The organism is Pseudomonas rhizosphaerae, assembly GCF_000761155.1.
GTDB lineage: Bacteria > Pseudomonadota > Gammaproteobacteria > Pseudomonadales > Pseudomonadaceae > Aquipseudomonas > Aquipseudomonas rhizosphaerae.
In genome coordinates, this window is record NZ_CP009533.1 from 2968762 (window position 1) to 2980000 (window position 11239).

Here is an 11239-nt window from a genome sequence, read left to right on the forward strand (position 1 = left end):
GGTGTTAAGACCTCCACCCAAGCATCAACCCACTGAGCCTTTTCACCTTGCGCCGCACCGCTTCCTCGAACACACCCTTGCGGCTTTCGACCAGGGTGAACCAGTGTTTGGCACGCGTGATTCCGGTGTAGATCAACTCCTTGGTCAACACCGGATTCAACGCGTCTGGCAAGATCAGCGCCGTGTGCGCGAATTCGGAACCCTGGGATTTGTGCACCGTCATCGCGTACACCGTCTCCACGTCATTCAACCGACTGGGCAGCACGAAGCGAATGCCGCCCTGCCCGTCATTGCGCGGGAAGGCCACGCGCAAGACCATCCGCTCGCGCTCGCCACCTTCGGGCAGCATAAGGGCGATGCCGATATCACCGTTCATCAAACCCAGGCCATAGTCGTTGCGGGTCATCAATACCGGACGGCCCTCGTACCAGGGTTGGCTTCCGTCGATCAACCGCGCCTGAGTCAAGGCCTGGGTGGCGCGGGCGTTCAGGCTTTCGACCCCCCAAGGCCCTTTGCGCACGGCGCACAGCAGCTGAAACTCGTCGAAAGCATTCAGCAATCCACGGGCCCAAGTCGCCCAGGCTTCATCTTCCAAAGGCGTATCGGCCGGTGGTCGGCCCGCATCGATCTGTTCCAGATAACGTCGGTAACCCTGCGGTCCGTCGCTGTTGCGACCGTGTCCGTCCAGTAGCAGACGCAACAGCGCCGCATCGTGTTCACCCTTGAGTGGCAGCCAATGCACATCAGCGTGCCGACCTTCCTGCAGCAAGGCACGCGCACCTTCGGCGTCCTGCAAGTTGACCCGGGTAGCCAGCTGGCCGATGCCACTGTCCTCGCCGAATCGACGCGAGTGGCGCAACATCACCACCTGTTGTGCCAAGGCGTGATCACGCTCGTTGCCTTCGAGCAGACCGCTGTGTGCAAGATCCTCACCGCTCACCTGCTCCAGCCAGGCTCGTGTCGTCGGGCTGTAGTAGCCAGCCTCGGCCTGACTGCACAGGTCACCCAGCACCGCACCCGCCTCGACCGACGCCAACTGATCCTTGTCCCCCAGCAGCACCAGCCGCGCATGGGGCGGCAGCGCATCGAGCAGGTTGGCCATCATTTCGAGGTCGATCATCGAGGCCTCGTCGACCACCAACACGTCCAAGGGCAGAGGGTTGGCCGCATCATGGCGAAAATGCCGCGTGCCCGGACGGCTGCCGAGCAGACGGTGCACCGTGGTCACCTCGGTCGGAATGCGAACCTTGATCGCCGCGTCCACTTCCAGGCTCTGGACCTGCAGGCTGATCGATTCCGTCAGCCGAGCCGCCGCCTTGCCGGTGGGTGCCGCTAGACGAATACGCAATGGTTTGTCCTGCGCAACGGCAGGCCCCTGCAACAGCGCCAGCAAGCGCACCACCGTGGTGGTCTTGCCCGTTCCAGGGCCGCCCGTGACGATACTGAAGGCACCGCGAGCCGCCAGGGCGCAGGCCAATTTCTGCCAATCGATCCGCGTGCCATCGGCGGTGCCGAACAATTGCGTCAAACGCTGGGCAAGATCGTCCGGTATCGGCTCATGCGCCTCCAGACGCTGGCGCAACGCATCACCGATACGCCGCTCGTACGCCCAGTAACGACGCAGGTATAGGCGTTGGCTCGAAAGCACCAAGGGCGAGCTGCCTGAAGTGTCGTCCCCGTCGCCCACCAATGGGCTGTTCGCCAGGCTGCTCAACCAGGCGTCAACACCCAAGCCCTCCAGCAACTGCGACGGCAGCAATGCAACACCGCCCTGAAGATCGCCTTCAGGCGGCAGCGACAAGGCAAAATCCGGCGCTTGCAAGGTCGCCGCCAGGTCCAGGCAGACGTGTCCGTGCCCCAACTGGTGACTGGCCAGAGCGGCAGCCAGCAGCACCAGGGGATCGCCCTGCGGGTCGAGGTCGGCCAAAAACACCACGAAGGCCTTGTCCAGCGCACGCAGCCAACCGCGCTCCACCCAGCGTTCGAGCAACGCCAGCAGGTCTGCGGTGTGAGTCCGGGGCTGCAACCGAGCAAGGCTCTGCGCATCCAGGGGAGTCGGCAACAGGTCGGCAAAAGAGCGGGTCATGATGCATCTTCCTCGAACAGGTCAGCCTGTACATCGCGGCGTGTGCCTTTGAACAACGCATCGAGTTCCTCGATGAGATCACGTGGCGGACGGGTGAAGTACACGCCCTGGCTCGGCGCCCCCAGGCCGCGCAGAAATACGAATACTGCACCTCCGACATGTTCGTCGTAGTCGTACCCCGGCAGCCGTGCCTTCAGCTGGCGGTGCAGGGCCAGCAGATACAACACGTATTGCAGGTCGTAGCGGTTGGCCAGAATGGACTGGGTCATCGCCTCCTGGGTATAGGCGGCATCATCCGGGCCGAGCCAGTTGGATTTGTAGTCGGCAACGTAATATTGCCCCTGATGCTCGAAGCACAGGTCGATGAAGCCCTTGAACATCCCGTTGAGCATGGCCCCCTCGGCCGGCAGCCGAAGGACGCCGGGATGGGTGTACTGGCGCACCAGGGCATCGAGACGGGTCACGTCGACCTTGTGGCTGGCGAACCAGAACTCCATTTCGATCTGGTATTGATCGAGCTCGGCCACGCGTACTGGCGCTCGTTCAGATCCAAGCCGCAAAGGCTCGTCGATGAAACGTCGCAGCCATTCGTCGAGGGTGGGGATCCAGCCGGTCCAGCCGCGCCGACTGCAACGGCGCGCGACGTTGTCAGTCAATCGTTCGGGAGCCGCCGCAACGCTGGCGAACCCTTCGCGCCCCGCCCACTCCAGCAAACCATGCAGAAAGGTCCCCGGACCCGCCCCGCGTGGGAAACGGTGGATGTCACCGCTGGTGGCCGGCACCTCGCGGGGCATTTGGACGTCCAAGGGCTCATCGTCCATGAGTTTCTGCTCGAGGGCACTGTCGGGCGCCTGATCGTCATCGGTGCTCAAGGTGTCGCTGATGCGCAACGCACTGTAGGACGCAATCCACCAGTTCTCGCGCGCACTGCGCTTGGGCAAGCGCACCTTGAGCAGGGCGGCATCGCTGCGCAGCGGAATGTAGCGCGCGTCGTCTGCTTCCGGCACGGGTATCTGCACGATGTCCTGGCATCCCGCACTCGCAGCCTGCAACCAGCCCGCGAGCTGACTTGCATCGACCAGTGGCTGCCCACCGCCCAGCAGGTAACCGATGGCCGAGCGATGGAACACCGATTCCTTGGTCGTGCCACGCTTGAGGTCCGCGATGCCGAGCCAACAGCTATGCTGGGCTCGGGTCAAGGCCACGTAGAGCAGACGCAAATCCTCGGCCAGACGCTCGTCGTCGGCCAGCGCCACCTGTTCGGCCGTAGGATTCAGTGTCACTTGCGCACGGTGGGCTGCATCGTGGTAGATCAATGGCAGCCGCTTGCCATCGACCGGTTTGCAACTGCAGATGAAAGGCAGGAAGACCAACGCATACTCGAGCCCCTTGGACTTGTGGATGGTCACCACCTTGACCAGCTGCTCATCGCTTTCCAGGCGCAGGATGTGCTCCTCGGCGGCGCTGCCGGACAGCGCCAGCTGTTCGCTCAGATGACGGATGAGCGCCTGCTCGCCGTCCAGTTCGCTGGAGGCCTGCTGCAACAGCTCGCACAGGTGCAGCAGGTTGGTCAGGATACGCTCGCCATCGTCGCGACCGATCAACGCCAACGGCAGGTCGAAATCGTGGAGCAACCTGCGCAGCATCGGCAACACCCCCTGGCTGCGCCAGATGGTTCGATAGCTGCGGAACTGCATGACCCGCGCTTCCCATTCCAGCTCGCTCAGGTTCAGTTGCTCCAGCTCGTGCAGCGAGCGGTTCAGCGTCACGCTCGCCAAGGCGGCGCGCAATTGCCGCTCCGAGTCAGGCTCCGCGCACGCCTTCAACCAGGCCAGCAGATCGTGGGCTTCCTGTGCGGCAAATACCGAATCCTTGTCCGACAGGTACACGCTGCGCACGCCTCGCTCGGTCAACTCGGCGCGCACCGCTTGGGCCTCCTTGCCATCACGCACCAGAATGGCTACATCGGCTGGCATAATGCTCCTTGCGCCTGCCCCTTCTGTCTGGAAGCCACCGTGCCCGGCCTGACCGGCGTTCAACAGGCGCACTACCTCAGCCGCGCAGGCGCCTGCCAGTGCCTTGCGATAGGCAACGCCGGAAACCGGCTGATCGCTGGGCAGATGCCAAAGTGTCAGTGCCGATACAGCCTGCCCCTCGACGACCAACGACTCCTTGCGGCCCTGGGCCTGTACATCGATGAACGGCACCGGGTTGTCATTGCCCTCTCGGAACAGGAACGCGCCTCGGCCCTGCGCGCGCTGCTCGGCCTGCATGAACAGGTGATTGACCGCGCCGACCATTGCCCGGGTCGAACGAAAATTGGTACCCAGCGTATGCAGCCGCCCCTCCGTCGCGCGACGGGCCTGCAGGTAGGTGTGTATATCGGCACCACGGAAGGCGTAGATCGCCTGCTTCGGGTCGCCGATCAGGAATAGACCGCTCTCCTGTTGGTTCTCTTCGATGTGATAGATGCGCTCGAAAATGCGGTACTGAACCGGATCGGTGTCCTGAAACTCATCGATCAGGGCTACCGGAAACTGCTCACGAATCAACTGGGCCAACTGCTCGCCACCGGCGCCCTGCAGCGCCCGGTCGAGCCGGACCAGCATGTCGTCGAAGCCCATTTCCGCGCGTCGGCGCTTCTCTTCCTCGAAGCGTTCGCCGATCCACTGGGCAGCGTGCCTGAGCACCGCGCTTTCAGGTGTCGGCAGCGCTGCCAGCGCCGCGGGCAGGATGACCATCGCCTGCAATCCAGGGTGATCCGGCGCCTCTCCTTTCCAGGCCTCGGCCATGCCTTCGGGTGTCAGGCGGGTGAAGCCGGTGCCGATATCTAGCTCGTGCTGTTCCGGATCGGTCGCCCAGGCCGTGATTTTCTCGAACCAGGGTTCGAAATAGCGTGCCTGCATCTTGCGACCGTCCACCGCCTTCGCCGCAACGGCCTGCAGGCAGATTTCACGCAACTGCATTGCCCACTGCGGCCAGGGTTTCTTGAGTTCGATCAAGGCCTGCTCGCGCTCGGCCAGAGCACGCTCGATAAGCTCGCCGGGTTCACCGCTCGAAGCGCCCTCATGTGCATGGGCAAACAGCCCACGCACCCTGCCGAGCAATGCTGCCGGCCCGCCCAGATGCGTCCGCACCCAATCCAGGGAAGCGCCTTGCATGGGGTAATAGAAGCGCCGCCAATAGTCGCGCACGACTTCACCCAGCAGATCGCTGTGATCAGTCTCAAGGCTCTGGGTGAACAAACTGCCGCTGTCGAACGCATGCTCACGCAGCATGCGCTGGCACCAGCTGTGAATGGTGGAAACAGCTGCCTCGTCCATCCATTGCGCAGCAATATCCAGTCGGCCGGCGCAAGCAGCCCACTGGGTGGTGTCGAATTCATCGCGCAACTGGGCAATCAGCGCATCCGGTGCGGCGATCTCATCCCGGAAAAACCGTGCCGCTTCGGCCAGGCGTGTGCGAATCCGCTCGCGCAGCTCCTTGGTCGCCGCATCGGTGAACGTCACGACCAAGATCTGCGGCGGCAGCAGCTCGCGACCGAATCCATTGATGTCCGCACCATGGCCCAGTATCAAGCGCAGATAGAGTGCGGAAATGGTGAATGTCTTGCCGGTGCCTGCGCTGGCTTCGATCAGTTGGCTGCCACGCAAGGGGAAGGCCAACGCCAGCGGACGTGCTGACGATGTCATGAGCGAGCCTCCCGTTCGTCAAGCGAGCGCCAAGGCGCCTCCAGCATGGGTTGGTACAGGGTCTGGGCCCAGCCTTCGAATTCTTCACTGTCCATCAGGGCATCGAAATCAGCGAACTGACGCATCAATGCCACCGCCTCCCGGCGCTCGCCATTGCTGGTCACGCCATCGCCCTCATAGGCTTTTCGTGCTGCCGCCAAGGCCTTTTCCTCATCAGTTTGCGAAAGCCAGGCCACGGCCGTTTTCACCGCCACCGGCAGAGGACGCGTCATACCTGCTTGCCAGGCCAGCAACAGATCGCTCAGCGCAGTTCGAGCCTGGTCCAACGGCAGTGGATCGAGCAACAGGGTATCGTCGCTGGCGACCACCGCCGTCGTCAGGGGCAGTCCCACTGCGCACGATGCGAGGTGCAAGACCCACGGACGTACCAGTCGATGCCACTTGCGCGAGCGCACCCCGCCGATGGCGTTGGCGATCGTCGAAACGCTGAGATAGCTGCCATCATCACGCTGGTAGACACCCGCAAGCCATCCCTCCAGCACGATGCCCCGCGCCTCGAAGGTGATCGGCAACGCACTGTCCAGCCGTGAAGGCCATAGAACGAGCAATTGACGGTAGCGCTCTAGCAGATCAGGCAATGGCTCGATCAATTCGTCACGCAGTCGTGCGCCGAATTCCGCCATGGGCAATAGGCCGCTGCCTTGCAACTTGCGCGCATGCTTTTCGAGCGTATCCGAGATTTCACCGGCATTGGCCATTCCGGCACTGAGTAGGCTGTCACTGAGCGTGTAACGCTCCAGCGCATCGAGCACGAAGGGCTCGACATCGGACACCGGCTTTTCTGCTGACTCGAAAAAAACCTTCAGCCGCTGGCTGAAGAAATGCCTGACAGGGTTACGCAGAAAATCCTGCAATTGAGCCACGCTTAGCGGCTCCTCCTGACGATGAGCAGGCAGCGGTACCTGCGTATCCGCTGCCGCTACCCCTGCGTGCAAGTGCTGCCACTCGCTGGCGAAACTGAAGAGAGCAGGGTTTCCCTGGTGAAAATACCGCGCACTGAAAGGCTGAAGGGGATGTTCCAACGTCAGTGCATGCAATAGCTTCTGTCCGCTTGCCGCGCTGCCCAGAGCCTCATCGCCGGACAGCCTCCAGCCACTGGCCAAATGGTCGCGCAACTGGCCGATCAGTACCGAGGGTGGCCGTTCGCTGTTATCCCTGATGCTGCGCCCAACCCAACTTATATACAGTTGCTCTCGCGCCGAAAGCAGCGCCTCCAGCAACAGGTAGCGGTCATCCTCCCGACGGGAACGGTCTCCCGGGCGGTAATCGCTGCCCATCAAGTCGAAGTCCAGCGGCGGCTGCGCCCGTGGGTAGTCGCCATCGTTCATGCCCAAAAGGCACACGATCTTGAATGGAATAGCGCGCATCGGCATCAAGGTACAGAAGTTCACGGAGCCAGCTAGAAAGCGTTGACTCAACCGTCCCTGATCCAACCCCGCGAGCCAGGCTTCACGCACCACGGTCAACGGCAGTTCCTCGACCAGTCCCACCGATTCACAGGTTTGCAGCCAGCTCTCGCGCAGCTCTTCCAGTTGATTGAGCAGGTATTCGTCATGTTCCGTATCAGCAGTGAAAAACAGCTGCAGCAGCTGATGCAGTCGAATACCCCAGTCCGCAGGGGTGGCAGAACGATCAAGCTGCTGGCACGCCACTTCCAATGCATCCAGCAGCGCCGCAAGGGGGCCAATGAGCGCAGCGTCCAAGCCACCGATCTCGTCGTAGGGCTCGATGTCACTGCACCCTATTCCGGTTCCGACGGCATAGCCGAGCAACATTCGGCGCAGACCAAAGCGCCAAGTGTTCTGTTCCAGCTCGATCGGCAGTCCCATCTGAGTACGTTGGCGTGCATCGAGGCCCCAGCGAATACCCGCGCCCTCGATCCAGCGACGCAGCGTCGGCAGATCCCGTTCCTGAATCGCGAATCGACGCCGCAAGGCAGGCACATCGAGCAGGTCGAGGATTTCGCTCACGGGGAAGCGACTGTCCGGCAGCTTGAGCAAATGCTCGACTGCGATAAGCAGAGGATCACGCCCGCGCTGCCCCTGATCGGTCAAGGTGAAAGGAATGAATCTGCGGTCCTCTCGATCCAGCTGGCCAAACACCGCGCGAATATGGGGTGCATAGCTATCGACGTCGGGCACCATGACGATCACGTCACGTGGACGCAACCCGGCATCGGCACTGAAGCGTGCCAACAGCTGATCGTGGAGAATCTCCACCTCGCGCTGCGCACTGTGGGCAACGTGGAAGCGAATGCTCTTGTCAGTCTTGATATCGACGGTGGGCCAGATCGACTGTGTTTCGGCCAAGGGGCGCAGCTTGAGGATATCGTCCTGCAACTGACCCAACAGATGTCTCGGCTCACCTTCGCTGAACAGATCGATACGACCGTCGCCAAACGCAGCTTGATAGCTGGCAGGGTCGTCATAGCTGTCGAGCAGATTGATGTAGTCACGACCTTGCTTGCCCCAGGCGGCGAGCAAAGGATGGGCGTGTTGATGAAGGTTGTCTGAATCCAATACGACCGGCATGTCCTGCTTGCGAGCCTGGCGTTTGTATTGATGACGCAGCAGGTCCTTGTCCGCCACGATATCGGCCCAGTGGTGCCGGCAGGGGTTATGCACGCACAACAACACCTGACTGAAGCGACCCAGCGCCGCCAAGGCTTCCAGGCCTTGGGCTGGTAACGAAGAGATACCGAACACGATCACACGCGATGGCAATGTCGAAGGCGCTTCATCCAGCGCCGCGGCAGCCTCCATGAAGCGTTGATGCACCCCCGCTCGGCTTTGTGCCATGCCTTCGGACCCTACATCCTTCAGCAACGCCCTCCACAATTCAGCCTGCCAGCAATTTCCTGTCGGCAGCGGTTTGCTCAAACCCCTGCCATTGCGTAGCTGATGCTTACCTATCGCCCAGTCCTGCAGCCAGTCCGCACGATAAACCTGGTACTGATCGAACAGGTCTGCCAGACGCTCGGAGAGCTGGTAGCGCTTGCGCAGGTCGTTGTCGTCGAGCAGGAAGCGCTGAAGCGGTTCGAAATGTGGCTGGTCGATCAACTGTGGCAGCAGGCGCATCAAACGCCATGTGAGCGGTGCTTTATCGAGCAGCGAGGAGGAAGGAATCTGGTCCTGCCCCAATACGCTTCGATACAGCTGCCACATGAAACTGCCAGGCAATTGCACGTCCACCGCCGCCGAAATCCCTACACCCCCTTCGTCATCTGCGCTCTCGTCCGCAGCGAGTGCGAGCTTGAGCCACTGAGCGATGCCATTGCTCTGCACCAGGATGATTTCATTTTCCAGAGGACGCAGTGGATACATACGCATCCAGCCCACGACAAGGCTGCGCAGTTCGTCCAGGCGGTTGCCATGTACAACCATGAAACCGGGGGTAAGAGGCGACACAGCCGACATGTGCGAAGTCCTTGAAATAGGCGTGAATCAAGGTTCAACCATATCAGATGTGGCTCTGCCAGTTGAGCCAGCCGGCTCTGCCCAAGCTGTAAGAGACAGCTGAATATTGAATTGATAAGTAGGAGGGGTCTTACAGGGAAAAAGTCGCGTAAAAGACAAAACCCCTACCTGCTCGCGCAGATAGGGGTTTCGGAATTGAATCTTGACGATGACCTACTCTCACATGGGGAAACCCCACACTACCATCGGCGATGCATCGTTTCACTGCTGAGTTCGGGATGGGATCAGGTGGTTCCAATGCTCTATGGTCGTCAAGAAATTCTGTAGCCGGGATGCCCTTGGGAGGCACTCCAGCGAATCGGGTATGTGATGTTTTGTGGGTTGTCTTGCTGCGAACTTTCGGTTCGTGTCATCTCCACAGTCACCGCAATCTGGTCATTCGACGCAAATTGCTTGGGTGTTATATGGTCAAGCCTCACGGGCAATTAGTATGGGTTAGCTCAACGCCTCACAGCGCTTACACACCCCACCTATCAACGTCGTAGTCTTCGACGGCCCTTCAGGGAACTCAAGGTTCCAGTGAGATCTCATCTTGAGGCAAGTTTCCCGCTTAGATGCTTTCAGCGGTTATCTTTTCCGAACATAGCTACCCGGCAATGCCACTGGCGTGACAACCGGAACACCAGAGGTTCGTCCACTCCGGTCCTCTCGTACTAGGAGCAGCCCCTCTCAAATCTCAAACGTCCACGGCAGATAGGGACCGAACTGTCTCACGACGTTCTAAACCCAGCTCGCGTACCACTTTAAATGGCGAACAGCCATACCCTTGGGACCGGCTTCAGCCCCAGGATGTGATGAGCCGACATCGAGGTGCCAAACACCGCCGTCGATATGAACTCTTGGGCGGTATCAGCCTGTTATCCCCGGAGTACCTTTTATCCGTTGAGCGATGGCCCTTCCATACAGAACCACCGGATCACTAAGACCTACTTTCGTACCTGCTCGACGTGTCTGTCTCGCAGTCAAGCGCGCTTTTGCCTTTATACTCTACGACCGATTTCCGACCGGTCTGAGCGCACCTTCGTACTCCTCCGTTACTCTTTAGGAGGAGACCGCCCCAGTCAAACTACCCACCATACACTGTCCTCGATCCGGATGACGGACCTGAGTTAGAACCTCAAAGTTGCCAGGGTGGTATTTCAAGGTTGGCTCCACGCAGACTGGCGTCCACGCTTCAAAGCCTCCCACCTATCCTACACAAGCAAATTCAAAGTCCAGTGCAAAGCTATAGTAAAGGTTCACGGGGTCTTTCCGTCTAGCCGCGGATACACTGCATCTTCACAGCGATTTCAATTTCACTGAGTCTCGGGTGGAGACAGCGCCGCCATCGTTACGCCATTCGTGCAGGTCGGAACTTACCCGACAAGGAATTTCGCTACCTTAGGACCGTTATAGTTACGGCCGCCGTTTACCGGGGCTTCGATCAAGAGCTTCGCTTGCGCTAACCCCATCAATTAACCTTCCGGCACCGGGCAGGCGTCACACCCTATACGTCCACTTTCGTGTTTGCAGAGTGCTGTGTTTTTAATAAACAGTCGCAGCGGCCTGGTATCTTCGACCGGCATGAGCTTACGGAGCAAGTCCTTCACCCTCACCGGCGCACCTTCTCCCGAAGTTACGGTGCCATTTTGCCTAGTTCCTTCACCCGAGTTCTCTCAAGCGCCTTGGTATTCTCTACCCAACCACCTGTGTCGGTTTGGGGTACGGTTCCTGGTTACCTGAAGCTTAGAAGCTTTTCTTGGAAGCATGGCATCAACCACTTCGTCGTCTAAAAGACAACTCGTCATCAGCTCTCGGCCTTGAGATCCCGGATTTACCTAAGATCTCAGCCTACCACCTTAAACTTGGACAACCAACGCCAAGCTGGCCTAGCCTTCTCCGTCCCTCCATCGCAATAACCAGAAGTACAGGAATATTAACCTGTT

3 protein-coding genes and 2 rRNA genes (1 of these 5 cut by a window edge) are annotated in these 11239 nt (G+C 60.2%); all 5 read right to left on the reverse strand.

Features of this window, described 5'->3' with window-relative positions; translation table 11 throughout:
• Positions 1-4: 4 nt before the first annotated feature.
• Positions 5-2086 carry an exodeoxyribonuclease V subunit alpha gene (gene recD / locus LT40_RS13190; protein WP_043190882.1) on the reverse strand — a complete coding sequence of 694 codons (2082 nt, stop codon included), beginning with the start codon at positions 2084-2086 and terminating at the stop codon, positions 5-7.
• Positions 2083-5778 carry an exodeoxyribonuclease V subunit beta gene (gene recB, locus LT40_RS13195; protein WP_043190885.1) on the reverse strand — a complete coding sequence of 1232 codons (3696 nt, stop codon included), beginning with the start codon at positions 5776-5778 and terminating at the stop codon, positions 2083-2085. The genes recD and recB overlap by 4 nt, the downstream gene beginning before the upstream one ends.
• Positions 5775-9254, reverse strand: coding sequence for an exodeoxyribonuclease V subunit gamma (gene recC, locus LT40_RS13200; protein WP_043190888.1), 3480 nt, complete (start codon positions 9252-9254; stop codon positions 5775-5777). Before recC ends, recB begins: the two co-directional genes overlap by 4 nt.
• Positions 9255-9454: 200 nt before the next feature.
• Positions 9455-9570: ribosomal RNA gene (gene rrf, locus LT40_RS13205) — 5S ribosomal RNA — on the reverse strand.
• 148 nt (positions 9571-9718) lie between these two features.
• Positions 9719-11239: ribosomal RNA gene (locus LT40_RS13210) — 23S ribosomal RNA — on the reverse strand (it continues 1373 nt past the right edge of the window).